Here is a 2,500-nt window from a genome sequence, read left to right as displayed (position 1 = left end):
TAATGAGCCTACGAGTTACCGTTGCTAGCAAGGTTAAGTGATTAAGTCACGGATCCGTAGCGAAAGCGAGTCTGAATAGGGCGCTTTAGTTAGTAGTGGTAGACGCGAAACCGTGTGATCTACCCATGGGCAGGTTGAAGCTGTAGTAACATACAGTGGAGGACCGAACCGGTTGACGTTGAAAAGTCTTCGGATGACCTGTGGGTAGGGGTGAAAGGCCAATCAAACTCGGAAATAGCTCGTACTCCCCGAAATGCATTTAGGTGCAGCGTTGATTTATAGTTTTATAGAGGTAGAGCTACTGATTGGATGCGGGGGCTTCACCGCCTACCAATTCCTGACAAACTCCGAATGCTATAAAATGTTAATCAGCAGTGAGGGCATGGGTGCTAAGGTCCATGTCCGAAAGGGAAAGAACCCAGACCATCAGCTAAGGTCCCAAAATATATGTTAAGTTGAAAAAACGAGGTTGAACTGCTTTGACAGCTAGGATGTTGGCTTGGAAGCAGCCATTCATTTAAAGAGTGCGTAACAGCTCACTAGTCGAGCGGTTCGGCATGGATAATAATCGGGCATAAACATATTACCGAAGCTATGGACTTGTAAAAGTGGTAGGGGAGCATTGTAGTGGCGTTGAAGGTGTGCTGTGAGGCATGCTGGAGTAACTACAAAAGAAAATGTAGGCATAAGTAACGATAATGCGGGCGAGAAACCCGCACTCCGAAAGACTAAGGTTTCCTCAGCTATGCTAATCAGCTGAGGGTTAGTCGGGACCTAACGCGAACCCGAAAGGGGTAGTGGATGGACAACAGGTTAATATTCCTGTACCTGCTCTCATTAAAAGTGACGGAGGCGAAAAGTTAGTGCGCACAGACGGAATTGTGCGTTGAAGAGAGTGGTAACACCTCGATAGTACACTAAGACTACGGTCGCGGTGATAATCTAGCGAATCGACTTCCAAGAAAAGCAAGAGAAGCAGCCCGTACCCTAAACCGACACAGGTAGTTGGGATGAGAATTCTAAGGAGCTCGAGAGATTCATGGCTAAGGAACTAGGCAAAATAGACCTGTAACTTCGGGAGAAAGGTCGCCACCCTTCGGGGTGGCCGCAGTGAAAAGGTCCAGGCGACTGTTTATCAAAAACACAGGGCTATGCTAAATTGAAAGATGACGTATATGGCCTGACACCTGCCCGGTGCTGGAAGGTTAAGTGGAGGGTTTAGCTTCGGCGAAGATCTAAAATGAAGCCCCAGTAAACGGCGGCCGTAACTATAACGGTCCTAAGGTAGCGAAATTCCTTGTCGGGTAAGTTCCGACCTGCACGAATGGTGCAACGATCTGGACACTGTCTCAGCCATGAGCTCGGTGAAATTGTAGTATCGGTGAAGATGCCGATTACCCGCTGTGGGACGAAAAGACCCCGTGCACCTTTACTATAGCTTAGTATTGGTTTTGGATAAGTAATGTGTAGGATAGGTGGGAGACTTTGAAGCGGCGTCGCTAGGCGTTGTGGAGTCATTGTTGAAATACCACCCTTTGCTTGTCTAGAGTCTAACCTTCAATGAAGGGACAGTGCTTGGTGGGTAGTTTGACTGGGGTGGTCGCCTCCAAAAGAGTAACGGAGGCTTCTAAAGGTTCCCTCAGCACGCTTGGTAACCGTGCGTAGAGTGCAATGGCATAAGGGAGCTTGACTGAGAGACCTACAAGTCGATCAGGTACGAAAGTAGAGCATAGTGATCCGGTGGTTCCGTATGGAAGGGCCATCGCTCAAAGGATAAAAGGTACGCCGGGGATAACAGGCTGATCTCCCCCAAGAGCTCATATCGACGGGGGGGTTTGGCACCTCGATGTCGGCTCGTCACATCCTGGGGCTGGAGAAGGTCCCAAGGGTTGGGCTGTTCGCCCATTAAAGTGGCACGCGAGCTGGGTTCAGAACGTCGTGAGACAGTTCGGTCTCTATCTACAGTGGGCGTTAGAAATTTGAGTGGATCTGACTCTAGTACGAGAGGACCGAGTTGGACTAACCTCTGGTGTATCTGTTGTTCCGCCAGGAGCATTGCAGAGTAGCTACGTTGGGAAGGGATAAGCGCTGAAAGCATATAAGCGCGAAACCCACCACAAGATGAGATTTCTTTAAAGGGTCGTAGGAGATGACTACGTTGATAGGTCATAGGTGTAAAGGCAGTAATGTCATAGCCGAGTGATACTAATAACCCATAGGCTTATTGTACGCCTGTTTTTTATAAAGTTCAATACAAAATTTTCATGAATCATTTTTTCAATATGTTATTATATACGGTTAAGTAGTTAATACTACATACACCGAAAGATTTAAGGTGATTATAGCGATGGGGCTCACCTCTTACCATTCCGAACAGAGAAGTTAAGCCCATTTGCGCCGATGGTACTGCATTGTGGGAGAGTAGGTCGTCGCCTTTTTAGAGAACCCTTCATATTTATTTATGAAGGGTTTTTTTTGTGCCCAAAAATTAAAGTAATCA

2 rRNA genes (1 of these 2 cut by a window edge) are annotated in these 2,500 nt (G+C 47.3%); both read left to right on the top strand.

Features of this window, described 5'->3' with window-relative positions:
- A 23S ribosomal RNA gene (locus V6251_RS15045) occupies window positions 1-2,229 on the top strand; it begins 590 nt to the left of the window's first position.
- 102 nt (window positions 2,230-2,331) lie between these two features.
- Window positions 2,332-2,438, top strand: a 5S ribosomal RNA gene (gene rrf, locus V6251_RS15040).
- The last annotated feature ends 62 nt before the right edge of the window (window positions 2,439-2,500 follow it).

This window comes from Olleya sp. Ti.3.14, from assembly GCF_038154885.1.
In the GTDB taxonomy this organism is placed as follows: Bacteria; Bacteroidota; Bacteroidia; order Flavobacteriales; family Flavobacteriaceae; genus Olleya.
This window is presented reverse-complemented; position numbering and strand designations above follow the sequence as displayed.